19 protein-coding genes are annotated in these 25,614 nt (G+C 28.4%); 14 read left to right on the top strand and 5 right to left on the bottom strand.

Going from position 1 to position 25,614, the window contains the following annotated elements:
• Window position 1: 1 nt before the first annotated feature.
• Window positions 2-589: an isoprenylcysteine carboxylmethyltransferase family protein gene (locus tag IPM32_06300; GenBank protein MBK8944871.1), complete on the bottom strand. Its 588-nt coding sequence runs from the start codon at window positions 587-589 to the stop codon at window positions 2-4.
• A 154-nt stretch (window positions 590-743) separates the two neighbouring features.
• On the opposite strand from IPM32_06300, the gene IPM32_06295 reads away from it, so the two are divergent.
• The 5 genes from IPM32_06295 to IPM32_06275 all read left to right on the top strand — a co-directional run bounded on the left by IPM32_06295 (window position 744) and on the right by IPM32_06275 (window position 5,326).
• Window positions 744-1,256: a hypothetical protein gene (locus tag IPM32_06295; GenBank protein MBK8944870.1), complete on the top strand. Its 513-nt coding sequence runs from the start codon at window positions 744-746 to the stop codon at window positions 1,254-1,256.
• 198 nt (window positions 1,257-1,454) lie between these two features.
• Complete coding sequence (locus tag IPM32_06290; protein ID MBK8944869.1) at window positions 1,455-1,967, top strand: hypothetical protein; 513 nt, start codon at window positions 1,455-1,457, stop codon at window positions 1,965-1,967.
• An 8-nt stretch (window positions 1,968-1,975) separates the two neighbouring features.
• Entirely contained in the window at window positions 1,976-2,629 is a 654-nt protein-coding gene (locus IPM32_06285; protein MBK8944868.1) for a hypothetical protein, read from the top strand.
• Between the two features lie 10 nt (window positions 2,630-2,639).
• A complete protein-coding gene (locus IPM32_06280; protein ID MBK8944867.1) occupies window positions 2,640-3,953 on the top strand; it encodes a hypothetical protein in 1,314 nt (437 codons plus the stop codon).
• A gap of 119 nt (window positions 3,954-4,072) precedes the next feature.
• Window positions 4,073-5,326 carry an asparagine synthetase B gene (locus IPM32_06275; protein ID MBK8944866.1) on the top strand — a complete coding sequence of 418 codons (1,254 nt, stop codon included), beginning with the start codon at window positions 4,073-4,075 and terminating at the stop codon, window positions 5,324-5,326.
• An 80-nt stretch (window positions 5,327-5,406) separates the two neighbouring features.
• Here IPM32_06275 and IPM32_06270 read toward each other — a convergent pair whose 3' ends face one another.
• Window positions 5,407-7,626, bottom strand: coding sequence for a S9 family peptidase (locus IPM32_06270; GenBank protein MBK8944865.1), 2,220 nt, complete (start codon window positions 7,624-7,626; stop codon window positions 5,407-5,409).
• Between the two features lie 170 nt (window positions 7,627-7,796).
• On the opposite strand from IPM32_06270, the gene IPM32_06265 reads away from it, so the two are divergent.
• The 3 genes from IPM32_06265 to IPM32_06255 all read left to right on the top strand — a co-directional run bounded on the left by IPM32_06265 (window position 7,797) and on the right by IPM32_06255 (window position 10,263).
• Window positions 7,797-9,071: a peptide MFS transporter gene (locus IPM32_06265; protein ID MBK8944864.1), complete on the top strand. Its 1,275-nt coding sequence runs from the start codon at window positions 7,797-7,799 to the stop codon at window positions 9,069-9,071.
• Window positions 9,072-9,204: 133 nt separating this feature from the next.
• Window positions 9,205-9,861 (top strand): fumarylacetoacetate hydrolase family protein, encoded by a 657-nt coding sequence (locus IPM32_06260; GenBank protein ID MBK8944863.1) that lies wholly within the window; start codon window positions 9,205-9,207, stop codon window positions 9,859-9,861.
• 18 nt (window positions 9,862-9,879) lie between these two features.
• Entirely contained in the window at window positions 9,880-10,263 is a 384-nt protein-coding gene (locus tag IPM32_06255; protein MBK8944862.1) for a rhodanese-like domain-containing protein, read from the top strand.
• A gap of 54 nt (window positions 10,264-10,317) precedes the next feature.
• Here the strand turns inward: IPM32_06255 and IPM32_06250 are convergent, their stop codons facing one another.
• Both IPM32_06250 and IPM32_06245 read right to left on the bottom strand, forming a co-directional pair.
• A complete protein-coding gene (locus IPM32_06250) occupies window positions 10,318-13,956 on the bottom strand; it encodes a T9SS type A sorting domain-containing protein (protein ID MBK8944861.1) in 3,639 nt (1,212 codons plus the stop codon).
• A gap of 104 nt (window positions 13,957-14,060) precedes the next feature.
• Window positions 14,061-14,918, bottom strand: coding sequence for a polyphosphate kinase 2 family protein (locus IPM32_06245; protein MBK8944860.1), 858 nt, complete (start codon window positions 14,916-14,918; stop codon window positions 14,061-14,063).
• 327 nt (window positions 14,919-15,245) lie between these two features.
• Between IPM32_06245 and IPM32_06240 the strand changes: the two genes are divergently transcribed.
• The 6 genes from IPM32_06240 to IPM32_06215 all read left to right on the top strand — a co-directional run bounded on the left by IPM32_06240 (window position 15,246) and on the right by IPM32_06215 (window position 23,134).
• Window positions 15,246-15,962, top strand: a complete 717-nt coding sequence (locus IPM32_06240) for a hypothetical protein (GenBank protein MBK8944859.1) — start codon at window positions 15,246-15,248, stop codon at window positions 15,960-15,962.
• Between the two features lie 121 nt (window positions 15,963-16,083).
• Window positions 16,084-18,939 (top strand): PAS domain S-box protein, encoded by a 2,856-nt coding sequence (locus tag IPM32_06235; protein ID MBK8944858.1) that lies wholly within the window; start codon window positions 16,084-16,086, stop codon window positions 18,937-18,939.
• Between the two features lie 138 nt (window positions 18,940-19,077).
• Complete coding sequence (locus IPM32_06230; protein MBK8944857.1) at window positions 19,078-19,893, top strand: sulfite exporter TauE/SafE family protein; 816 nt, start codon at window positions 19,078-19,080, stop codon at window positions 19,891-19,893.
• Window positions 19,894-19,954: 61 nt separating this feature from the next.
• Window positions 19,955-20,785 carry a universal stress protein gene (locus IPM32_06225; protein ID MBK8944856.1) on the top strand — a complete coding sequence of 277 codons (831 nt, stop codon included), beginning with the start codon at window positions 19,955-19,957 and terminating at the stop codon, window positions 20,783-20,785.
• 1 nt (window position 20,786) lies between these two features.
• Window positions 20,787-22,460, top strand: coding sequence for a cation:proton antiporter (locus IPM32_06220; protein ID MBK8944855.1), 1,674 nt, complete (start codon window positions 20,787-20,789; stop codon window positions 22,458-22,460).
• Window positions 22,457-23,134: a HAMP domain-containing histidine kinase gene (locus tag IPM32_06215; GenBank protein ID MBK8944854.1), complete on the top strand. Its 678-nt coding sequence runs from the start codon at window positions 22,457-22,459 to the stop codon at window positions 23,132-23,134. Before IPM32_06220 ends, IPM32_06215 begins: the two co-directional genes overlap by 4 nt.
• On the opposite strand, the gene IPM32_06210 is transcribed toward IPM32_06215, so the two are convergent.
• Window positions 23,135-25,540, bottom strand: a complete 2,406-nt coding sequence (locus tag IPM32_06210; protein MBK8944853.1) for a carboxypeptidase-like regulatory domain-containing protein — start codon at window positions 25,538-25,540, stop codon at window positions 23,135-23,137.
• Window positions 25,541-25,614: the final 74 nt, after the last annotated feature.

Below are 25,614 nucleotides of genomic sequence, written 5' to 3'. Positions count from 1 at the left end.
TTTAACCTATAAAAGGAATTATAAATCCGGAATTTTTCTTATAGTTTACAAATTTTTCTTTAAAATGTTTCGCAAGTAATTTTTCTTCAAACATTGCCCGCAAAACAAATAATGGAAGCTCAACTAAAATTACCAACGGAATTATGATGTATCCCATTAATGCAATTGCAACTCCTAAATCGCTTAAAATTTGACTTAAATATTGCGGATGTCTTATGTATTTGTAAAATCCTTTTGTAATTAAATTATGATTTTTAAAAATTAATATATCTTGCGCGTAAAATTCGCCTAAAGATTTGAAACTTCCTACTTGTATCCATGAGAAAGCTATGAAAAATACTAAACCAATAATTCTGTAAATATAATTTTCTGATTTAATTTCTTCACTAAAAGTTCCTAAATTAAAAACCGCTGCAATTGATAAAACCAAAATTAATGCCGAAATATTTGGCGGAAATTTTTGAAGATAAGTTTTGGGTCGCTCAACAACATTTGAAAGTTTTGATTTCATTCCTTTTTTTGCAGCTGCCATATTTGCGCTCATTGAAACAAAAAGGTTTATTGCAACTATTATATTTATTGGATCCATTATTTAGAAAATTCCCATTATTTATTAAACAAATATAATAACTTCATATAAATTTTTTAGCATTATTCATTTCATTTTATTTAAATACAAATCTTTAATTTTTCAAACAAATTCCGATAATAAAGTAAAATTTTGAAATTAATTTTTCTTTGATGTGAATACCGGACAAACTTTAATATCAATTGCCGCAATGGCTTTACTTTCTACCACAATTTTGAATGTTAACAGAAATTCGTTGACAACAACATTATCTATAACTGAAACAAAATATAAGATACTTGCCGTTTCATTAGCTAATACAATTATTGAAGAAGCATCTAGTAAATCTTTTGATGAAAAAACTACTGATAATAATCTTGTAACAAATGTATCTGAATTATCTACAACATTAAAAGCAGATGCTGGTGAAACTTTAAGGAAACAGTTTGATGATTTTGATGATTTCCATAAATTTGAAGAAACAACCGATGCAGATTCAACTTACGATTATGCAACAATGAATATTTCTTGCACTGTAAAATACGTCGATCCGTTTGTTTCTTTAGATTCTGTAAACTACAATACTTGGCATAAAAGAATTACTGTAACGGTTAGCAGTCCATATTTTGAAGAAGGAACAGAAAATATTACACTTTCAAAAATAATAAGTCATTATTATTTCCGATAATCTCAAAAAATTTCATTTGTGATATAGATCAAAATCAGCAAAATTATGTAAAAAGATAATACGTCCATTATCATTTTTGGGGGATCAAATTAATGCAATTTCTAAAATCATTTATTTACAACTCAAATAACCAGATTTTAAATTTTGTTGAACTGGCATAGTAATTGAACTTCAAGATGTTCAAAACTTGAGAATTTTATGAATACCGGTCAGATGTTAATTTCTATTGCTGCAATGATTTTATTATCAATTGTAATTATAAATGTTAATAGAAATTCATTAACAAATACACAAAATATGGATCAAACCAAATATGAAATTCTTGCAGTTTCTTTGGGAAATGCAGTAATTCACGAAGCTTTTAGCAAAGCTTTTGATGAAGAAACTGCTAACAATAATATTGTTAATGATGAAGATGAGTTAACTCTTTCTTTAGGTCATGAAAGTGGAGAATTAAATCGTAAAGATTTTGACGATTTTGACGATTATAACTATTATTCGGAAAATACAAAAAGTGATTCGACAATTATTTCTGCGGATTTCAACATTAATTGTCGAGTATTTTATGTAGATCCAAATGTTTCTTTAGATTATGTAAATAATAGAACTTATCATAAAAGAATTGAAGTTTCTGTTACAAGTCCGTTTTTAAATGAAGGACAAGATACGGTAAAATTATCAAAAATTAATAGTCACTTTTACTTCAGATAGAGGTTAAAATGGGATTTAGTACATTAATTGACATACTTGGATCATCGTTGGTTGGAGGTTTAATTCTACTAATCTTATTTAGAATGAATGATTCAACAGTTGAAAATAGCTATTTAAATAGCGGAGAAATGATAGTTCAAAGCAATCTTCTTTCTATTATAGAATTGCTGGAACATGATTTTAGAAAAATAGGATATTGCGAAGATTACGATAAAATTCCAAATCCTGCAACTGCAATTATTGAAGCAACTGATACAAGCATATCATTTAAAACTGATGTAGCAATAGATGAAGATGTTCAAACTGGCGATGGAAATGTAGATATTTTAAAATATTGGGTTGGTTCACCAACAGATTCAGAAGTTGCCGGAACACCAAATCCTAAAGACAGAATTTTGTATAGACAAGTAAATAGTGAAACTCCGTTAGCGGCAAACTTAGGTTTAACTCAATTTAATTTAAAATATTTTGATGATGACGGCGAAGAAATTCACACAATGCCAAGTGCGCCACCTCTTGGGATAATAACTTTACAAATTGATGTTACAGTTGAAAATACCGCATCATACGGAGATGCCGCAGATGAAGATGTTTATTCAAAAGATAAGAGTGCATTTTGGCGACAAATTAGATTATCGGCACCAGGATTAAGTATTAGATAAAGGAGATAAAATGGGCGGAAAAGCAATATTATTAGTTGTAATAGCATTTAGTTTGATGTTTTCTGTTGTAAATTTTAATTCATCTAATACAACAACTCGTGCAGTTGAAAATTTATCCGAATATTATTCAAGAACAAATCTTCAAAATATTGCTGCTAGCGGTGCAAATATGGCTGCAAATATTATCTTTAAAGATCCAACTTGGACGGGCAGTTTTACTAAATTACCTTTTCAAGGTGGATATATTGATATAAATGTTACAAAATTTGCAGTTGATAAAATTAAAATTACATCTACCGGATATTTAACCGGAATTTATGACAGTGAAATTAAGGAAGATACATCCTTAGTAAAAATTATTTTGGAGCCAAGTAGTTTTTCAAAATTTGGATATTATACAAACAAATGGCCAAGTGGGGGATATTTGGTAACCGGCGATACAGTTGACGGACCATTTCATACTCAAGGAAAATTATTAACATTGGGTTCACCAGTTTTTATGGGAAAAGTTACAACAAAAGGCGGAATTTCATCTATAGGTAATGTTTATGGTTATGGACCCGCTGATCCCGAATTTTTAGGTGGATATGAATCTCCGGTTGATGTGCCATTTACATTAAACACCACAAAAATAAAAGATGCAGGAAATTATGACGGTAAAGTTTTTCAAGATGCAGGAGGTAACGCTTTAGATGTTAGATTAGTTTTTTCCGATGACGGAAGTTCAATTGGAACTGTGGAATACAGTACAAGAGTTACCGGAACTTCAACATGGAGTACACCAGTTACCGCAAAATTAGACACTCTTGCACCAAACGGTGTTATTTGGAATACAAAAGGAAATTTATATTTATCTGGTACAGTTAATGGTAAATATACGGTTGGTACCGGAAAAAGTAGTTCAAGTTATGGATATGTATATTTAGAAGACGATATAGTTTATAGAGATTCTCCACTTATTAGTGATCCTGCAAATCCAGGTTACACTATTACAAATCCGGATTGTGCAGATATGTTAGGAGTAGTTGCAGAAAAACAAGTTGTAGTAAAGGATAATACCGCTAATAGAAATAATATTAATATTCATGCTTCTTTATTTAATTATGATGGAGGAATTACAGTTGAGGGTATTAGTCCAAGTAAACCAAATATGGGAACAATGAAAATTCTTGGCGGGTTAATAGAAAACGAAGCTCAAACAACCGGTTACACAAACGGTGCTGGATATCGTCAAGTAATTAAATTTGATAAAAGATTTGAAACAACAACTCCGCCATATTTTCCCGCAACAGAAACCTATGAAATAGTTTCGTGGTTCGAATAATTAATTAAATTAAAACTTTAAATTAATCCAGTTTCTTAAATGAGACTGGATTTTTTATTTTAAACAAACTTTTGTTAAAAATAAATGTATAATTGTTCAAACAATTTTATTCGAATTCAATGAAAATATTCTTATTAATATTTCAATTTATATCTTGTTTAATTTATGCACAGTCCAAATTATTTATTCCAATGGATTTAACCCAAACAGATCATCTTAAAGCTTATGGAATTACTTTTAATGCTTTGAAGAAAAATCTAAAAGCAGATTGGCTGCTGAATTACAAAGGTGGATCTTTTGTAATTGATTATTCAGAAAATGTAGTTCTTGAGTGTCAAATTAGAAATGTTACTCATCAAATTTTAGATAATTCTTCTGTTGTTGAAATTTATTCCTTTGTACAAAGTGATGATCAAAATATGGATGTTGTACGTTTGGAGAAAGCTCCGGAAATTGCTGTTTATGTTCCACCAGGATTTCAACCTTGGGATGACGCTGTAACTTTAGCTCTGGAATATGCAGAAGTTAAATATGATAAAATTTGGATAGAAGAAATTCTATCCGGAAAATTGGAAAACTATGATTGGCTTCATCTTCATCATGAAGATTTTACCGGTCAATTTGGAAAGTTTTATTCTAGTTATTCCGGTGCAAGATGGTATCAAGAAAATCAGCAAATTTATGAAAATGAAGCAAAAAAATTAGGTTATAAAAAAGTTTCGGAAATGGAAAAAGACGTAGTAAAAACAATAAAAAATTATATTGGCCAAGGCGGATTTTTATTTGCAATGTGTTCCGCAACCGATAGTTATGATATTGCACTTGCCGCAGAAAATGTTGATATAGTTGATAAGATGTATGATGGTGATGCACCGGATCAAAATGCACAAAGTAAATTGGATTTTAACAATACTTTAGCTTTTGAAAATTTTAAATTAGAAATGAATCCCATGATTTATGAATACAGTGATATTGATGTTGATATTATAGAAATAGGAAATGAACGAAATGATTATTTTACTTTATTTGAATTCAGTGCAAAGTTTGATCCAATTCCAACAATGTTAACACAAAATCATGTAAATGTAATAAATGGTTTTATGGGACAAACAACAATGTTTCATAAAAGATTTATAAAAAATTCCGTAACAATTTTAGGTGAAAGAGCAAACACAGATCAAGTAAGATACATTCATGGAAAATTTGGAAGAGGAACTTTTACTTTTTACGGCGGTCACGATCCCGAAGATTATCGCCATGCCGTTAATGATCCACAAACAGAATTAAGTCTTTATAAAAATTCACCGGGATATAGATTAATTTTAAATAATATTTTATTTCCGGCTGCAAAAAAGAAAATTCAAAAAACGTAATATATGTTTTTAGAAATATTTACAAAAATGCGATCTTTTAAAAATCGCATCTTTGAATAAAATTCAATTTCATTTACAAATTATTTAATATCCAAAATAAAATTCGTCATTGCATTGTATAGATGCATTGTTGTATTCTCGCCTTCATAAATTCCATGCGATCTATTTGGATAAGGTAAAAATGTAAATTGCTTACTATGTTTTATTAATTCGTTTATCAACATTTCACTATTTTGATAATGAACATTATCATCTCCGGTTCCGTGAATTAATAATAATTTTCCTTTCAACTGATTTGCAAATGTTATTGGTGAACCGTTTTTGTATGCTTCAGCATTGGTAGATGGCAAACCCATATACCTTTCTTCATAAATTGTATCATAAAGTTTAAGATCAGTAACTGGTGCAACAGAAACTCCAAATTTATAAATTTCGGGATATCTAAAGAGCATATTTAATGTCATTGATCCGCCGCCGCTCCATCCCCAAATACCAATTTTTTCTTTATCAACAAATTTCCAATTTAATATTTGTTTAGCAGCTTCAGCTTGATCGAAAGAAGAAATAACTCCAATATTTTTATAAATACATTTTCTGAAATCTTTTCCTTTTGGTGAAGGTGTTCCTCTATTATCAATACTGATAATTATAAATCCGTTTTGTGCTAACATTTGATGCCAAAGAAAACTTCTGCTCCATCTATCCAAAACAGTTTGAGAACCTGGCTCGCCATATACATAAAACAAAACTGGATATTTTTTATTTTCATCAAAATTTGGAGGAAGTATTTTAAATGCATCTAATGAATATGTGTTATCAATTTCAACAGTAAAAAATTCTACCGGACTAATTTCTAACTTTTCTAAATTAGTTCTTACTGCATCATTGTTTTGTAAAATTCTTATAATTTTATGGAGAGGTAAATTAATTATTTCCGTTTTTCCCGGATCATTGATAGTTGAGTAATTATGAATTGCCCATTTATAATTCGGGGAAATATTGTATGTGTTTGTTCCGCTATTTTCAATTGGTGTAATTAATTCAGATTTTTCATTTCCGAAAATTGATTTTTTGTAAAGATATTTTTGAGTCGGATTATCCGGAGATGCAGTGTAGTAAACAAAATTATTTTTTTGATCAATTCCGGAAATTTCAATTACGTCAAAATTTTCATTTGTGATATTTTTTACATCTTTTCCATCTCTTGAGATTAAATAAATTTGATTCCATCCGTTTTTATCGCTGAGCCAAGTAAAATATTTTCCATTATCAAACCATTTGATATCATCAACAACTTCCACCCAAGCATTTTCATCAATCTCCGTATATATATGCTTTGCTTCACCGGTTTTAGAATTTGCTAAATAAATATAATTATGATTTTGCAGTCTATTTAATTGTTGAATTAATAATTCCGAAGAAGATTCTGCCCAATCCATTCTAGCAATGTAATTATTTCTCGGATCGCCGGGAATATTAATCCATTTCGTTTTCTGATTTGAAATATCAACAACTCCAACTTTGCATGCTGAATTTTGCGTACCAGCTTTTGGATATTGCACCGGAATAATCTGAGAGTAAATTGAATCCGTATTATTTATCATATTAAAATTACCAATGCCTGAAGCATCCAACTGCCAATAAGCAATTTGTTTGCTATCCGGACTCCATCTAAATCCATTTTGTAAGCTAAGTTCTTCTTCATAAACCCAATCAAAAGTTCCATTTATAATAGTAGCAGAGCCATCATTTGTTAGTTGAACTATTTTTCCATCATTTAAATTTTCAACAAAAAGATTGTTTTCACTTACATAGGCAATTGATTTTTTATCCGGAGAAAAAGTTGCAAACATTAATGATGATGGTTTTGCATTTCCTCCTAATTTTTTCAAATTCCAGTTTTTTAAATTCAATACCCAATAATCTCCACGAGTATTAGTTCTCCAAACTCTTTGCGAATTTGTAAATATTAAAAGAGATTTTAAATCATCAGAAAATGAATAACTTTCAATTCTTAATGGTTTGGTTGAATTTTGTGGAATTAATTTTTCACTTGTAACAATTACATTTGTATCTCCGGTTTCAACATCATACTTAACAATTCGTTGATTTCGACCAATCAATTCAAGCATTGTATAGCTATCACCATTTTCAAACCATTCAATTTCCCCCAATCTGCCAGAAGCAAAATCTCTGGATTGAAAAATTCTTTCAAGGGTTAATTTACTTTCATTAATAGTTTGAGAAATACTGATTGAAAAAGTGATAAACAGAAAAATCGCAAATAATTTGTGCTTCACAATTACTCCTAAAATTTTCTAAGTAAATTTTGATTTACAATTTTAAACTTTTGGGTTTAAAAATATTTTTAATATTATAAATGTATAAATTGAGAATAAATGCAAAACTAAATTACTTTTAGAAATTAACAAAAGAAATTCAATTCCATATTTAAAACAAAAGGAACGATATGCTTAAAGATCACCCAAAAGGAATTATGGTAATGTTCACAACTGAAATGTGGGAACGTTTTGGCTTTTATATATTAATGGCAATTTTAGTTTTGTATATGGATAATGAATTTGGCTGGAGCGATACTGTAAAGGGAGATCATTACGGTGCGTTTTTGGGATTGGTTTATTTTATTCCACTTCTAGGCGGTTATTTGGGTGATAAAATTTTAGGACAAATTAACACAGTTTTTACCGGATCAATATTTATGTTTTCCGGATATGTTTCGTTAGCGCTTTCTTCCGCTGAACAGTTAGTTTCATTTTATATTGGTTTATTTCTTGTCGCATTTGGAACCGGAATTTTTAAAGTTAATATGGCAGTTTTGGTTGGAAATTTATATAAAGAAAAAGTTCATTTAAAAGATGCGGGATTTAATATTTTCTATATGGGAGTTAACGTTGGTGCAACTGTTGCACCATTAGCCGCAACTTTATTGGGATATTTATTTAACGATTATAGAATGTCGTTTTGGGCTGCAGCAATTGGAATGTTAATTTCAATTATTACATTTTATTTGGGAAAAGACAAATTACTCACCGCCGATGTTAAACAATCTCAAAAGACAGAAAGTAAAATTGTACATCAAGAAATCTCTTCAGATGAAACAAAATCACGTGTAATTGCATTGGGAATGTTATTCTCAATTGTAATTTTCTTTTGGATGGCATTTTATCAAAACGGATTTGCATTAACTTTATTTGCAGAAAGATCAACAAAAATTTATGATTTACTTAGACCCGAAACTTATCAATTTTTTAATCCGTTTTTCATTTTAGTTTTAACTCCATTATTGCTCACATATTTTGCAAAACTTAATAAAGTTGGAAAAGAACCAAGCACACCGGTAAAAATTTTTATTGGAATGATGATAATGGGAATTTCAATGCTGGTAATGGTTTGGGCATCTTTGGAAGGCGGAAACAGTGATTCAAATATTATGTCCCCGGCTTGGTTAATATCAACTTATCTTGTTGTTACTATGTCGGAAATTTTAATTTCCCCGATGGGATTATCTTATGTTTCAAAAGTTGCTCCGCCTAAAATTCAAGGATTGATGATGGGCGGATGGTATTTGGCAACATCAATCGGCAGTTATCTTTCCGGACAATTAGGAAAATATTACAGCGATTTTGCACATCACGAATATTTTTTAATTTTAACCGGAATATTAATTTTTTCAGCCGTTCTTGCTTTGTTAGCGATGAAATATTTAAAACGATTTGCAAACTAAGTTTTTGAAAAACAATTATTGCATTTATTTTCGGAATAGAAATAAACTTGTCATTCCCGAATGTCTTTATTGGGAATCTATAATTTAATGAATCCATCAAACAAAAAATGAATCTTACTTTAACGGAAAAATTATGAAAAAAGTAAAACTAAGAAATAGCGGAAATGAATTTATTGTTGGAAAAATTGTTTGCGTCGGAAGAAATTACGCAGATCACGCAAAAGAATTAGGGAATGAAATTCCAAAATTTCCAATAATATTTTTAAAGCCGCCATCAACATTAATTTATGATGGAGATTCAATAGTTCATCCCGAATATTCTAATGAATTACATCATGAAGTCGAATTAGTTTTGCTTATTGGAAAAGAAGTTAAGAATGCAAATTTAGAAGAAGCAGAAAATTCTATTATTGGTTACGGAGTTGGATTAGATATGACTTTGCGCGATCTTCAAAATGAATTTAGAAAAGAAGGTACTCCGTGGACATTAGCAAAAAGTTTTGATACATGCGCAGTAATTTCAGATTTTATTTCTTCTGAAGATTATACTTTAATCGGTGATGAAAATATTCAATTATTTATAAACGGAAAACTTCAGCAAAATTCAAAAGTAAATAAAATGATTTTTTCGCCAAGTGAAATTGTAAAATATATTTCCGAAAGAATGACTTTGGAACCGGGAGATTTGATTTACACCGGAACGCCGGAAGGCGTAAGTAAAGTAGAAAGAGGTGATATTTTAAAATCTTCAATTTCAAACATTGCAGAACTTGAAAATAAAATAGAATAAAAAATAAAGGAATAATTAATGAAAGAATTACTAACTATGGGTTTATTATTACTTATGATTTCCTCCGCAACAGTTAGCTGCCAAAGCAATGAAAATAAAGATGATTTTAATTTAACGGTTTCTGAACTAAAAGAAAAAATGAAAACTGATAAATCATTAGTAATTTTAGATTGCAGAACTCCGCAAGAATTAACAAGTGAACTTGGGCAAATTGATGGTGTTATAAATATTCCCGTTCAAGTTTTAGATCAAGAAATTAATAAATTAGAAAAATATAAAAACAATAATATTGCCGTAATTTGTCGCTCAGGAAACAGATCTGTATTTGCAACAAAAATGTTACAAGCAAAAGGTTACAAAGCTAAAAATGTTTTGGGTGGAATGATAGCCTACAGAAAATAATTTTATCTGAATGTAGAGACGTAACATATTACGTCTCTACAGATTAATAGAAATCTATTTCAATAACATCATCTTTTTAGATTGCACAAAATTAGCCGCTTCAATTCTATATATGTAAATACCGCTTGCTAAATTTGAACCGTTAAATGTTGTTTCGTATTTTCCCGCTTTCATACTTTGATTTACCAAATCACTAATTTTTTGTCCAAGAATATTATAAATTGAAATTTTTACCTTTCCTTCTTTAGGTATTGAAAAATTTATATTTGTAGTTGGATTAAATGGATTAGGATAATTCTGACTTAATTCAAATTTATTTGGAATTTTTTCATCATCTGAAATATCTGAAAGAAAATCTGTGTTAAAAGTATAAACATCTGTTAATTGAATTGGATTATCATATTCAATTGTTACAACATCACCTAAATGATAATTTGTTCCGGTAAATACTAAAACCCAGGTTGCTAATTCATTGTACTGATCCGGTCCATTATCTACTTTAATAACTTGATTTGGATTATACGGAGAATTAACAATTATTCCATACATTCTATTTGATAAATTCCATGAATAAAAAGGATTCTGAGTACCATCTCTCATTCTATCTCTATATGTTAAGTTTACTTGATAGGGATTATTTGGATCTTCAACATTCCAAACTTCGAAAGGAATTCTAATTAAAAATGGTTCGGCAACTCCCGGATTTGGATTTAATGGATGATCTGCTAAAGCTGCTGTTGAAACCATTGTAAAGCAAGTTGCAATTTGTCCTCCTTCTTTTACGAAAATTATTTTTTGTCCGTTTACTTCTGTACTATCCCAAACTCCCGTAAACCTAAGTTCATAATTTTGATTCAATATATTAATATCATTTGTGCCTACACCAAAATTATCAATTGCCCAACTTGAAATAACACCACCAAAAACTGTATAATTTGATATCGCAATTCTATAATTATTTGCACCAAATGTAGTTGTTAAGCTACTTAAACCACTTGGAGAATATAATTTAATATTTTCAAAATTTATTGGATTATCAAATGATCCGTTAACCTTTATTCTAAGGCCATCCACAATTGGCTCATACCCATAGGATGCCTCTTTTCCGGTATTAATATCTTTACCATTTAGAATAGTTTCATAGTCTAAAACAATTTTATTTTGGGTTTGATTTGATAAATACCAATATTTTTCAGTCTTTGTCTGATTTAAAATCTCTCCGGTTAATGTTGCGGTTCCGGAAGCGTGAACTATTCCATTTCCCAGATTAAAATATGTTGAGTCTCCAGACTCAGCATAATTTTTTGACCAGCCATCGTCATAAATTTCATAATCTATAGAAAATGTGGGATCAATAAAATCTATATTAACGGTAAACATTTCACCACCTCTAAACTCACCATCTCCAGATATATCCTTATTACCCCAAATTATTTTCTGACCATCAACAATTGGTATTATTTCTCTATTACGATTATTCCCAATTACGTTATAAGCAGAATTAATTTTTACATTAGAAGGGAATGTAATGCTTACCCCATCTGAATAATCATAATCAACAGCAACTAAATTTAAAATAAAATATAAGTTTAGTGTTCCGCTTTCCGCATAAACAGAAGGCTGTGGAATTATTGTAGAACCGGTTAAATCATTTGGTTTGCCAAGTGTTTTATTTAATGAATCAACTTTTTTCCATTCTCCACTTTCATCCATGTAATAATCTTGAGTTCCAAATTTAATTTCATAAATATTTCCGGTAATTTGGGTCGGATCAATAATTTCAATTTCCGCACTTACATTTGAGTTGCCATTTGTTTGTTTTCCATGAAGAACATCTAAATATTTAAAACCATATTCATCCGGTTTAAATATTTTGCTCGCAACTTTATAAGAAGTCTCAATTACTTTATTGTCAGTTTCATTGTAAAAATATGATGAAATTCCGTAATAATAATTTTTCCCAATAAGCAAATTCATATCGTAATAATAATCTTTATCAATATAAAAATTATCTGGAATTCCCGAATTTGTACCTCTAATTATTATTGAATCATTTGCTTCATTATTTATTAATGTTATGTTATCATTTATATCAAACGTGTAAATCAGTTTATCAAAAAATTCTGCGCCTTGTTCATAATTTAGTTCAAATATTCTAAATCCTTGGAATTTATATCCGTTGTTTGAATAATTTTCAATTGTTTCGTTCGAGATAATATCCAACTTAAACTGTTCTTCGTTATCAGAATTCACAAATACAATATCCGGAACATATTCATCAAATTCTGCCTGCATTTTATTTATGTTATAATTTGGGTAATTATCTTTTAAATGTTGTGCATATTCTTTTAATGCAGTAATTGAGTTAAGTCGATCAGTACCGGTATTTGCAAATTCTGCCATTACAACTTCTTGTGTTTCTCCGGCAGCTAAATTAAATGGTCCGCATGTAAATATTGATCTTCTATCATCTGGAGGATGAAGCATTCCGTCAATCCAGCCTTTACCGGTAACCGGATTACCAGCTAATGTAAATTTTGTAAAATTATTTGTTGTTGGATCAACAAAAGGAATTCCTGAAGTGGGTATTAATGCTTTCATAACATTATACATTGTGAGACTACCTGTATAATCTCCCAACCATGGATCGTGATAAGTTGGACTTCCACCTATAAAAAAGAAGGAACTGCTAATATTTAAATTCTTAAAACCCGGTTTTAATTGTCCATCAAAATATGCAACACTTCCGGCTTCTTCAATAATTGGTCCCTGTAAAAATTGGAATCCAATAGCTGGAGAATTTGCCCCATAAACTTCATCATAATCATCCCCGTTATAAGAATACATTAAATTAAGCAATGTATCAAATCCAACTAAATCATCTCCAGCATATCCTAAATCTATATCGGCCCATTGAGATATATACATTTCTTTAAATTCTTTATCACTTTTATTTATCAATTTATATTTCTTAAAAAATACATCCTTAAAAACTCCGGGAGCATTAAATCCCCAAATTGTTACTTGCATTTCAATTTTCATTGGATCTGATCCATAAAGACTTCTACAAGTAGCTGTATCAAAATCATTTGCAACGTACCAAAGAGTTTGGTCAGCTCCGGGAACCCCGGGAATATCAATTTCAGATTCGTAAATTCCGTTATTATTTTTATCGTCAAACGGAGCTCCAAATTCTGCCGGCCATTCGTTCCAGTCTTTTTCATATTGGGCACGAATTTCATCAATAGGTTTTTGTTCATCCTCAAATTCAGAAGATAAGGAAATAGTTTTATAATATTTTCTCACTCGGTAAACTCTAACGCTTTCATCATTTGGATTTTGAACTGTTCCGTTATCAAAAACTTTTCCGCCAACTAAACCTTGCGAATAAGTTGAACCTCCGACACGAACTTCTTCGTCAATTTTTGCTCCCCAAACTAATCCTGATTCAAATATCGCAGTTTTATTTGTTCCTTTCGGATATTCAAATCCGGAATTTCCGAACGTCCCATCGAAATCCGTATTTCCGTCATTATAAAAAAATGAGGAAACATTATTTACATTGAATTTTGAAAAGTGACTAATTACAGATTTTTTATTAACAGTTTCTGTTTTGTTGATCGGCAATTTTTTCTGTGCTAAAAAGTTATTAGAAATAATCACAAGGATTAAAAACAGAAGAAGTTTTTTCATTTAAACCTCAAAGTATTTAAAAATATTTACTTTGAATAAGTTATAATTATCTCATTAAAAATCAATTGATTTTTTCAGTATCAAAAATTTAAGATGAAATAATTTTATTTACTAAGTTCCGCCTTATACATTTCTAAATTTTTAAGTTGTTCTTCATCCAATGTGGGATATTCAATTTTAAGTTTTTTCAATTTATCAATTATTATTTCGGAAATTGCCAAACGGGTAAACCATTTGTGATCGGCGGGAATTACAAACCAAGGTGCAAATTTTGTACTAGTTTCGGAAATTGCTTCTTCGTAACATTTTTGGTAATTATCCCAAAGTTCTCTTTCTTTCAAATCTGCTGAAGAAAATTTCCAATTTTTTGAAGGTTTTTCTAATCTTTCCAAAAATCTTTTTTTCTGCTCTTCCTTAGAAACATTTAAGAAAAATTTTAAAATTACAGTTCCATTTTGGGAAAGATGCTTTTCAAAATTTCTTATTTGTTCATATCTGTCTTTCCAAATATTTTTTGTTAAAAACTCTTGTGGAATTTTTTGATTTTTTACCAAATCATGAACTTTTACAACTAAAACTTCTTCATAATATGAACGATTAAAAATTCCAATTCTACCTCTTTCCGGTAAAGATTTTGTTGTTCGCCATAAATAATCATGATCCAATTCTTCTGTTGAAGGTTGTTTAAAACTAAAAACTTGTGTGCCTTGGGGATTTAATCCGCTCATTACATGTTTAATTGCACTGTCTTTTCCGGCTGCATCCATTGCTTGAAAAATTATCAATAAACTGTATTTATCATGAGCATAAAATTTATCTTGTAATTCTCTCATAATTTCTATGTTTTTCTCTAATTTCTCTTCAGCTATTTGCTTTGATTTAATTTCTCCAGTAAAATTCGGATCGCAATTTGCTAAATTAAATTTTTTCGTATCGCTTATTTTAAAGTCTTTAATTTTCATAAATTCCTCTTTTTACATGTAATAATTACTGCTTAAAAGTTAAATAATAAATTATCAAATTCCCATTTTTTCTATTTTGTAAAAATTGACAATTGTTCAATAATATTCATCTTGTAAATCAAAAATTAAGTAAAGCAATTTGTTTAAATATTTAACACTTTTTTAAAAAAATAATAAAAATGACTTACCCAATACTGAAAAAAGTCTGATTTCAATCACATTTAAATAAAATTAGCCTAAATAAAGAGATAAAAAAATCGATAATAAATAAAAAAATAATTGGTTCAATTTTTGCAGATATAACGTAAATTTTCTCTTGGAGTTTTAATGGAAGCCCTAAATTTGAGTACATTTATTAAAGCCGCAGATGATTTAGAACTTAGCAAATATAGGGTTTTAGCTATTTTACGTCAATATTCGGAATCTCTTCATAAAAATAAACTTTATCCGGCGCTTGCAGAATTAATTTCCATTAAAAATGAACTTGAACTTTTAATTGAACAAATGTCTCTTTTTGATACGGAATTTATTTTAAATCTCAATTTTTCTGAATTTTCAGATAATTTTGATTCCGATCAACCAAGTAAATTTAATGATGAAGATTTAGATGTTGTTGCAGATTTTATAAGATGGGCGCTTCCGGAAATTAAAACTTCTATTTCGGAAGGAAAGGCAATTTTCGATTTTGTTGACGAAAATATTACGCTTACTGAAATTGGCGTTATGCCTAAAAATAGGGACGAAGGTTATTTTATGATTCAAGATTTAAAGCATGATTTGCTGAAAATCTACAAATTTGAAATGTCTTTATTTTCCACCACAGAAAATCCTCTTAGAACATTAAAAAGTAAATTAGTCGATATTATAAGTTTATCAGCTTCAGAAGCAAAATCTCCGCTTGATATTAAACATAATTTAATTGAAAAATTTCCGGAATTGCAAAATCCCGCAACATATTATTTTGAGTCTACAGTTGATTTTCCGTTTGTTGAAACAATTCTTCCCGTTGCAAAAAGAAAACTTGTAAGAACTTTGGCTTTATAGTTCTTTTCAACTAATTTATTGAAATTCAATTTCCTTTTACTAATTTTTACTATTATTTAATTAATATTTTATTATTTGGATTTGTTTTAAGTAATATTGTAGCAATTAATTTTAAAAGTAAATGCAAAGAAAGAAATTCTTTCAAGGAAAATCTGATCATTATAAAACTTCCGATATTCTTCTAAATTCAAAATTTGAAATCTTAAATATTGATAAAAAAACTAATTCTTTAATTGGATTTGAAAAATCAGAAATAGCTGGAAAAAGTTTCCACACAATTTTAGAAAAATCCGAACAGATAAAATTAAAAACAATTCTTGCCAAATTTTTATCAAATAAAAAAAATCAAATTAATTTTGAAACAATTTTTATTAAAAAAGATAATTCAAAAATTTGGGTTAAAATTTGCGGAACAAAGTTAAAATATAATACGGAAACACAAATTTCATTTACTGTAAATGATATTACGAAAGAAAAAAAATATGATTCTTTAATTTTAGAACTTCATAAATGTTCGCAAAATTTCACATCAGATTCTAAGCAAAATGTTAAAAATACCCTTTCAACTTTAAGTAGAATTTTCAATACGGAATTTATATTATTTGCAAAAAGCAGTGGCGAAGTAATTTATAATTTCACAAAACTGCACGATAAAAACTCACAAAAATATTTTGAAGAAATTATTACAATTGCGTGTTCTCCAAAAATAAGAAATCAAAAAAATAATCTAATTTACATTTCAGATTTATCAAAATTGGATATTAACAATTCTAATAAGTTTATTAAATCAAATAATATTAAATCATATCTTGGTAAAATTGTTAGGAGCGATAAAAAAGTTTTGGGAATTTTATGTGCATTTTTCAAAAATGATTTTATTCCGGATAAAATTGATTTGCAAATTTTAGATATTTTAAGCACAACATTTGCAGTTGAAGAAACAAAAATTATTGCTCAAAATACTTCAATTGAAAATGAACTTAGATTTAAAAGTTTATTTGATAATTCAACAATCGGTATTTACAGATCAACACCGGCTGGGAAAATTGTTTTTGCAAATCCTAAATTTATAAGTCTTTTAGGTTACGATTCTCTTAAAGATTTACAAAAAATAGATATCAATAAAGAACTTTATTTAAATCCTAAAAACCGAAATGAATTTAGAAAAATTTTAGAAAGCGAAGACACAATTCACGGATATTTGGAAAATTTAAAAAGAAAAAATGGTTCAATTGTAAATATTAGAGAAAGTTCAAGAGTTGTAAAAAATGAGCAAACCGGAAAAATCCTATACTACGAAGGCACAATTGAAGATATTTCTATACAAAGAAAAATTGAAAATGCGCTGATTGAAAGTGAAGAAAAATTTAGATCAATATTTCAATCAAGCGGATTCGGAATTTGTATTGTAAATGCCGATAAAAAATTTACTGATGTGAATCCAAAATTCTGCGAAATATTTGGCTACACAAAAGATGAGCTTCTTAGCAAAACATTTATTGATATTACACATCCCGATTTTATAAAATCCAGCTCACAAATTGTTAAGGAATTATTTTTAGGAATTCACAAACAAGTTAGAATTGAAAAAAAATATATTAGAAAAGACGGAAAGGAAATTTGGGGCTCAATTACAATTAACTTGATGCATGATAACTCAAACGGAAAAACAAATTTATTGGGAATTGCCGAAGATATTACAGAAAGAATAAATTTTATAAATGAGTTAAAAGCAAAAGATGAAATTTTATCTGCACTAAGTTTTTCTACAGAAACTTTTCTTAAAACTTTAGATTGGCAAGCAAATATCAATGAAGTTCTAAAAAGACTTAGCGAAAGTTTAAAAGTTAAGCGCAGTTATGTTTATCAAAATTCAGTAACAAAAAATGGTGAAATTACATTCAGTTTAAAATATGAATGGGTTGATAGAAATGTAAAAGCAGAAATTAATAATCCCGCATATAAAAATTTTTCATACAAAAAATTTAATTTAAAAAACCTTTATGAAGCACTTTCTAAAAACGAAATTTTTGTTATTAACACTAATAACATTTCACAGAATGAAAAAAATTATTTAAACATTAAAGAAGACAAATCAATTATTACTGTTCCCATTTACGAATCTGAATCTTTATGGGGATTTATGGGATTTGAAGATTTCAATTGTTTTAGAATTTGGAGCAATCAAGAAATTGATGCAATTAAAACTGCCGGAAATTTATTTGGTGTTGCAATAAAAAGAAAAATTTTTGAAGAAGATTTGTTGAAAGCAAAAATTAATGCTGAAGAAAGTGAAAAATTAAAATCACAATTCTTAGCACAAATTTCTCATGAAATTAGATCTCCGATTAATTCAATCTTGAGTTTTTCTAATTTACTGAAAGAAGAGATTGACGGAAATATAAATTCCGAATTACAATCAAGTTTTGAAATTATAGAATCTGCCGGGAACAGAATTACACGCACAATTGATTTAATTTTAAATATGTCGGAAATACAAACAAATACTTATGAATACATTCCGCGCAAAATTGATATTTATGAGGAAATTTTAATTCCACTAGTAACTGAATTTAAAGGAGTTGCAATTTCGAAAGGAATTAAATTTCAATTAATAAAAAAATCGGAAAACAATATAATAGTTCTTGATCCTTATACTGTTATGCAGATTTTTGCAAATCTTTTGGATAATGCATTTAAATACACAAATAAAGGAAATGTGAAAATCAAAATAAACAAAAACAGAAAAGGCAATATTATTGTTGAAGTATCTGATACCGGAATTGGGATTTCTGCAAAATATCTTCCAAAATTATTTAAACCATTTTCTCAAGAAGAACAAGGCTACACCAGAAAATTTGAAGGAAACGGTTTAGGTTTAGCTCTCGTTAAAAATTACTGCGATTTAAATAATGCCGAAATTTCTGTAACTAGTAAAAAAAATATTGGAACAACTTTTAAAGTTTGTTTTAATTAAAATTACAGAATAAAACTTCTTTAAATCTTTTTAGAAAGTTAATGCAACTTATAAATTCCAATTAATTATTTAAATTCATATTCAAAAATTTTCAGTAAAAAGATTTCTATATTTTTAAATAATTAAATAAAGTTTATAGTGATATTCATTCTAATTTTACTTTCTGCAATTATTGTAAGCGGATTTGGATCAGTTGTTGGATTTGGCGGTGGCGTTTTTATGATTCCAATTCTTGTAATTGTTTTTGGTTTCCCAATTAAAATTGCAATTGGTTCAGTTGTAGTTGCGTTAATTCCATCGGCAATAATTTCAACTTTGTTTAACTTAAACAAAAATAATATTGATTACAAAGCTGCAATCGTTTTGGAAATTCCAACAATTTTAGGAACTATTCTTGGAGCATATTTAACAAAAATTTTATCCGTTGAATTTGTTGAAATTTTATTTTCAGTTGTTGTACTTTTGATTGGTTACAGAATGATTAAACAATCAAAAACTTTGCGCAAAAAATATGATAAAAATTCATTCATTTATAAAATGAATAGTTTTGGACCAAGTGTAATAAGAAAAACCAAAACTTCTGTTTACAAAATTAATTTTCTTATTAGCGGAATTTTCGGTTCTTTATCCGGAATGATTGCCGGATTTTTAGGAATTGGCGGAGGATTTTTAAAAGTTCCAATTATGACGGAAATCTTTCGTATGCCAGCATTTACTGCTTCCGCAACTGCTTTATTTATGATTTTATTTACAAGTATCAGCGGAAGTTTTAGTCATTATTTTTTAGGCCACATTGTATTTTCAAAAGCAATTCCGGTAATTGTAGGATTTTCGATCGGAGCATTTTTAGGAAATGTAATTAATACAAACATTTCAGAAAAAGTTTTAAAATTGATGATTGGAGTTGGGCTTCTTATTGCATCAATCTCAATTATTATTAAAAATTTCTTTTAGATTTTACATTTGCTCTTTATATAAATTATAGCAATATTCTAACAAAAAAATATTATTAAATATGATTTTAAAAATTGGTTTAGCAATTACTTTTTCCCCAACGGGAAAAGCATTATTAAAGGAAACTTTAAGATTACAAAATTTATTTAATTCGCAATTGGTTCTTATTCACATTGGTGAAAAAAATAAAGAAGCGGAAGAAAGATTATTCTCTGCAATAGAAAATTCCGGAATTGAGAAAAATAGTTACGAAGTAATTTGGGATAAAGGTGATCCGGCTTCAGCAATTTTAAGAAACAGCAAAAAATCAAAAGTTGATTTATTAATTTCTGGCGCATTGGAAAAAGAAAGTTTATTTAAATTTTATTTCGGTTCCGTTGCCAGAACAATTATGCGCGAGTTTACTTCATCAACTTTAATTTTAAAATCTCCTTCGGAAAATCCTCAAGGATTTAAAAAATTTTACGTTTCGGCAGATTATTCACCTCAAGGTGAAAAAACAATTTTAACCGCCTATCAATTTGCAATAAAAGAAAATGCAAAAGAATTTGTGATAATTCGCGATTTTCACGCACCGGGTTTAACTGCCTCTATTATTGATGGTGGTTCAACAAATGAAATAAATTCACTTAAGCAGCAATGGATTGATGAAGAACAAACTAAAATGAATTTTTTTATTAAAGAACTTAATCTAAAAGAAATTGAGCCAAAAATAGTTTGTTTATATGGAAAGGAAGGCTGGGAAGCTGGAAATTATGCAAGCCAAAATAATGCAGATATTTTTGTTATTTCGAGTCCCGCAAAAAAAATGAAATTACTTGATAGACTTTTTATGCATAATGCAGAATACTCGTTTGATAAACTTCCATCAAATTTACTAATAATTAGATAATATGCATTTAAATGAAACCCAAATAACAACATTTCTTATAAGCATAAGTGTTATGCTTTTTTCTGCAAAGTTACTTGGTGAGTTTTTTATAAAAATTAAACAACCCGCAATTATTGGCGAAATTCTTGCGGGATTAATTTTAGGTCCAACAGTTTTGGGAATGTTGTCACCATCCACATTTGATTATTTATTTCCCAAAAATGATGAAATTAGTATTGCATTACAAAGTTTTACAACAATTGCGGTTGTTTTGCTTTTACTTATTTCCGGTTTGGAAGTTGATCTCGCGATTGTTTTAAGTCAAGGTAAAAAAGCAATCTACACAAGTAATATGGGTTTATTTTTACCATTTCTTCTTGGGTTTGGAGTTTCGTATCTTTTTCCTAACCTTATGGGGATTGGGGAAGGAAGCTCTAAATTTATTTTTGCACTTTTTATGGGAACTGCATTATCTATTTCCGCACTCCCAGTTATAGCAAAAACTTTAATGGATTTAAAAATCTTTAAACTCGAAATTGGTGTTATTATAATTTCCGCTGCAATGTTAAATGATTTAATCGGTTGGCTGATTTTCTCAATAATATTAGGTTTAATCGGAACTGGAAAACATGGTTTCACTTTTATTGAAACAATTATTGCAATTATTGTATTCGTGGTTTTTGTTTTAACAATTGGAAAAAAAATTATAGATAAAGCAATTCCTTATATAAGTTCAAGATTTACATTTCCCGGAGGAATTTTAAGTTTTATTTTAATTTTAGGATTTTTAGGAGCTGCATTTACTGAACATATTGGGATTCATGCAATATTCGGTGCATTTATTATTGGCATTGCTATTGGTGATTCAACACATTTAACTGAGCATACAAGAGAAATTATTCATCAATTTGTAACTCACATTTTTGCGCCGTTGTTTTTTGTATCAATTGGTTTAAAAGTAAATTTTATCGAAAATTTCGATTTTGCAATTGTGTCTGTAATTCTTATACTTTCTTTTTTTGGAAAAGTAATAGGCTGCGGACTTGGAGCTTTCTGGAGCGGACTCAATAAAAACGATTCATTAATAATCGGATTTGGAATGAATTCCCGCGGAACAATGGAAATTATTCTTGGAATAATTGCATTGCAAGCCGGCTTAATAAATGAACAAGTTTTTGTTGCTTTAGTAATTATGGCTCTTGTAACATCAATAACAAGCGCACCGATTATGAGTTATTTCTTAAATAAAAAAGACAAATCAAAATTTGCAAATCTTATTTCGGAAAAAAATATTTTATTTACCGATGAAAATGATAAACTAAATATTATTAAAAAGTTAGTTGATGCAATTTCAGAAAAATCAAAATTAACTAGTGAAGAAATTTTTAACGAAGTAATTTTTCGCGAGAAAATTTTACCAACTGGAATTGCAAATTATTTAGCTTTACCGCATGCAAAAATTAATATCAAAGAACCAATGCTGTCAATTGCAATTAATAAAAAGGGAATTGATTTTGAAGCAAGTGATGGAACTTTAAGCAGAGTTATAATTTTACTTCTTACACCAAAAAATAATAATGAATTACAGTTAAAATTACTTTCAGAAATTGTAAATAAATTCGATAATAAAACCGAAGTTGAAAAATTATTAACAATTGAAAATGCAAAAACGTTAATTGCCGAATTAAAAAAATGAACCAAGAAAATCTTACAGAACGAGATCAATTTTTTTCTAAATTAAGTCATGATTTGCGAGGATCTTTTACAAGCACTTTGGGATTCAGCGATATTTTAAATGATCCGAATGAAAAATTAACTTACGAAGAAATAAATGAATTTGTTGCCAGAATTGGAAATCAAACACGCGAATCTTACGAATTACTTTTAAATTTCATCAATTGGTTAAAGCTTGATACATATAATTACGGATTGACTAAAGAAAATTTAAGTCTGCTTGATTTAGTTATTCAGACAAAAAATTTCTACAAAAAATTATTTTCCGAAAATAAAATTGAAGTAAAAATAGAAGTTAGCGAAGATCAAAGTCTATTTATTGATTATGAAATTGCAAATTCAATTTTCAATAATATTTTTTTATTTCTAAAAAGAATAACAAAAAAAAACAGTACGGTTTTTATAAAAAGTGTTAAATCGGAAATTTCAAATTTTTCAATCGTTGAATTTGTTACAAATTGTGCAGAAGAAGATTTATCATATTTAACAAATATAAAATTAGAAAAATTAACCGGAAATGTTTCTTATCCAATTGTGTTTGCAATAAAGTTTACGGAATTATCAGGCGGTAATTTTGAATTCTTTCAAGATTTAGATAATACGTTAAAAATTGTTTTAAGCTTGCCGAATCAATAGTTAAAGTACAATTGTATTTATTCCAAATACAAAATTATTTTTTCCGCGATAATTTAATTTCCATGTAAATTCAAAATTCATGGGAATTAGTAAATGCCCCAAACTAAATCCTAATTCGTAAAAAGGTTTTTTGAATATTGCAGAATTGTGCAATAAAATATTTTTACTTTCTGAAGAAATATTTGAAATTGCCGCATTTATGTGAACCGCAAATTGTAATTGCAAATCTTTGATAAAAGGAATTTGCGCAATTGTAAATAACTCATCGCCAAAATTATGTTTTAAAAATATTTCCGTAACATCATCACCAAAAACTTCTCCAATCCGCAAAGTTCTAAAAGAATTATTTTTTCCCGCTGAACTAATATTTCCCGGAAGCGCATGCAGCATTTGAAAAGGAACTGCGCCATTTGAAAAAATTTTATTTGCATAAAATTCCATCATCCAATTATCTGCGGTAGAAAATGCTCCATATGTATTTAATTCAAAAATCAAAAAATCATTTTCACTTTTTAATATTTTCTCATCGCTAATTAATGCGGCACCTTCAAATATTATGTGATTTCTTCTGGGAATTCTTCTTCTAAAAAATCCGTCTTCAATAAATTTTCTAAAATCCAATGTGAAATTTGCTGTAACTGCATTGGTCTTTGTATCGTAAATTGATTTGTTTAATGAATATTTTTTACTCGGATAGAAAAATGAAAAATTGGAATTATTTTTTGCCGATTTATCAGTTCTATTTAAAAATCCAATTCCTAAATTTAAAATTGAAAATACTTCCGAATTTATTTCTGCTTCAAATCCTTTTGAATAATAATAATCTCTAAAATCATATTTTGTAATTAAGCTTAAAAATGTTGAAGTAAATTTGTTGTAATTATCAGATGCGCCAAATAAATCAGTTATTTTATCGTAAGCATTTAGATTAAGCGTTGTTGTGCGCAATTCCCCAAATCTATAATTTGCAAAAAACTTTTTCTTAAATTTTTTATCGGAAAATCCGTAACTAATTTCTGCAATTCCGTTTAATCTTTGTTCTTCTGCATCGGAAAAATATAAATCAAGGTTTAATGCATTACCTTCAACTTTATTAAAACTGTATATATCAATTGGTCCGTTGATAGAAAAATAATCGTTAAGTTTTATAGTTTGCGAAAGTAAATTTATTTCTTCGCCCAATTCTGCATTAGCTTTTTTTAAACTATCAATTCTTGAATAAGCAATATTTTCTTCAACAGTATTTGGAATTGATTGAATTGAATTCCAATAATCTTCATTTTTTTTATCAGCTTCCGGCAAAACTGAAATTAAAGTATTATCAAAAAAATCATCTTCAATATTTGTGTTGATTTCATAATCATTCATAATTGTGTTTAGTTCAAAACCAAATTTTGCCAAACCCAAATAATTTCCATTTGCAAAAATTCTATAATCAACGGGAAGAATTATTTCTTTTGAAATTTCAGAAAATTGTTGAAATATTTTTACTTGATCAAAAAGTCCGCCGGGGTTTGCCATTCTGTTTAAGTTAACATCAACCTTTAGTAAAAAAAATGTACTGTCTTCAATAAATAAATTTCCAAAAAATCCGGGATCCGCAGTATTATCAGTATTAAAATAAATTTGGAATACTTTTCTATTATCAATTGCCGTTTCTTTTTCGATATAAAAATAATAATAAGTAAGCGCTTGTTTAGAAATTGGACTTGGAATCATTTTCCCTAGAAACGCAAGTTTGTCTTCATAAAAACTTTGCAAAACATTTCCGCCGGTTAATGTATTTATAAATGGAGGAGTATTTGCGGTTTGCTTTCTTGCAACAATAAAATATTTTTTATTATCCGGAGCTTTATAAAATCCGCGGCTTTCATTTTCTAAAATTCCGGTAATTTTAACATCGCCGGTATCTTTGGAAGAAAGTGAATAACTTCCGGTATTAAAATCTTGAGTAGTTTTTATTAATCCTTTTGTATACGCAGAATATTTATAATCATAAATTTTATTTTTAATTTTTTCCTTTGCGGCAATTGCTTTTTCAATTATATCATAAGCGGGATTTCTTCCGGGTTTAACCGTAACTTCATCCAAATTTATTTGAATAGGATTTAAGTGAAAATCAATTTCTTTATTTGAATTTAGATTAATTTTTAAAGTATCAGATTTATAACCAAGATATGAAGCAATTAAATTATAATTTCCTTTGGGAAGATTAATTTTAAATTTACCCGAAATATTTGTTGAAGTTCCAAATCCGGAGTTATCAACTCTAATATTTGTATAACCCAAACCAAGTTTGGTTTGATTATCATATACAAATCCGGTTAAGGAATATTTTTGTGAAAAAATCTTAAGTGAAAAGATTATAGAAAATAATAAAATATAAGGGATGATTTTTATCTTCATAAAATTGATAATTTATTTTTGTTTCTTTAAGATAAGTAATTTTATAAAATATTAAATTATCAATTATATTAGAA

It is taken from the genome of Ignavibacteriota bacterium, assembly GCA_016716225.1.
In the GTDB taxonomy this organism is placed as follows: Bacteria; Bacteroidota; Ignavibacteria; order Ignavibacteriales; family Melioribacteraceae.
The sequence above is the reverse complement of the archived record's forward strand: the minus strand, read 5'-3'. Positions and strand labels throughout refer to the sequence as shown.

Bases quoted from the DNA above. Each gene is read 5' to 3' on its own strand.
- IPM32_06285 (MBK8944868.1), top strand. From the start codon at position 1,976: ATGGGATTTAGTACATTAATTGACATACTTGGATCATCGTTGGTTGGA.
- IPM32_06265 (MBK8944864.1), top strand. From the start codon at position 7,797: ATGCTTAAAGATCACCCAAAAGGAATTATGGTAATGTTCACAACTGAA.
- IPM32_06245 (MBK8944860.1), bottom strand. From the start codon at position 14,918: ATGAAAATTAAAGACTTTAAAATAAGCGATACGAAAAAATTTAATTTA.
- IPM32_06290 (MBK8944869.1), top strand. From the start codon at position 1,455: ATGAATACCGGTCAGATGTTAATTTCTATTGCTGCAATGATTTTATTA.
- IPM32_06280 (MBK8944867.1), top strand. From the start codon at position 2,640: ATGGGCGGAAAAGCAATATTATTAGTTGTAATAGCATTTAGTTTGATG.
- IPM32_06275 (MBK8944866.1), top strand. From the start codon at position 4,073: ATGAAAATATTCTTATTAATATTTCAATTTATATCTTGTTTAATTTAT.
- IPM32_06220 (MBK8944855.1), top strand. From the start codon at position 20,787: ATGCATTTAAATGAAACCCAAATAACAACATTTCTTATAAGCATAAGT.
- IPM32_06210 (MBK8944853.1), bottom strand. From the start codon at position 25,540: ATGAAGATAAAAATCATCCCTTATATTTTATTATTTTCTATAATCTTT.
- IPM32_06225 (MBK8944856.1), top strand. From the start codon at position 19,955: ATGATTTTAAAAATTGGTTTAGCAATTACTTTTTCCCCAACGGGAAAA.
- IPM32_06215 (MBK8944854.1), top strand. From the start codon at position 22,457: ATGAACCAAGAAAATCTTACAGAACGAGATCAATTTTTTTCTAAATTA.
- IPM32_06300 (MBK8944871.1), bottom strand. From the start codon at position 589: ATGGATCCAATAAATATAATAGTTGCAATAAACCTTTTTGTTTCAATG.
- IPM32_06235 (MBK8944858.1), top strand. From the start codon at position 16,084: ATGCAAAGAAAGAAATTCTTTCAAGGAAAATCTGATCATTATAAAACT.
- IPM32_06255 (MBK8944862.1), top strand. From the start codon at position 9,880: ATGAAAGAATTACTAACTATGGGTTTATTATTACTTATGATTTCCTCC.
- IPM32_06260 (MBK8944863.1), top strand. From the start codon at position 9,205: ATGAAAAAAGTAAAACTAAGAAATAGCGGAAATGAATTTATTGTTGGA.
- IPM32_06250 (MBK8944861.1), bottom strand. From the start codon at position 13,956: ATGAAAAAACTTCTTCTGTTTTTAATCCTTGTGATTATTTCTAATAAC.
- IPM32_06240 (MBK8944859.1), top strand. From the start codon at position 15,246: ATGGAAGCCCTAAATTTGAGTACATTTATTAAAGCCGCAGATGATTTA.